This is a genomic window from Kurthia sp. Dielmo, from assembly GCF_000307285.2.
Lineage (GTDB): Bacteria > Bacillota > Bacilli > Bacillales_A > Planococcaceae > Kurthia > Kurthia populi.
Genome location: NZ_CAEP01000210.1, coordinates 1 through 428, shown reverse-complemented (window position 1 = coordinate 428; position 428 = coordinate 1). Strand labels below are relative to the sequence as shown.

Sequence of the window (428 nt, the reverse complement as noted above, 5' to 3'; positions counted from 1 at the left end):
AAATTTGCCACGATTGAACGATTCTCTGTACTTAAAAGACTAATCGATTTCCGCAATTCCTCTGTACCATCGCGCGCATCCGTTAATTGCGATGTAACGCGATTTAACTGTGCTTGATACTTGGCTTGTTCTTGCACTGTTTTATTGATTTGGCGCGCTAATTCTCGTGCTTTTTCCGATGATTCGCCACTCGCTGCCACTTCATCTGCATAGGCTTGTTTCAGCTTATCGATTTGTTTTGCGTTGAGCTTCATGGAATCGCGTAATCCATCATAGTTCGCTTCGAGTTTGCCGATTTTATCGTCTAATGTATCGTAGACCGCCATTTCAGCTTTCATCTTTTGTTGATTTTGTTTTAATGCACGTTGCATATCTTTTAAACTGCTTTCAAAACCGACACTTGAAATGTCTACTTCAATAATCATCTG

The 428-nt window shown here is 40.4% G+C and carries 1 protein-coding gene; it reads right to left on the bottom strand.

The genetic code is table 11. From position 1 onward, the window contains the following. The coding region (locus KTHG_RS20945) for a hypothetical protein (protein ID WP_186439475.1) at positions 1-428 on the bottom strand (428 nt) is incomplete at both ends.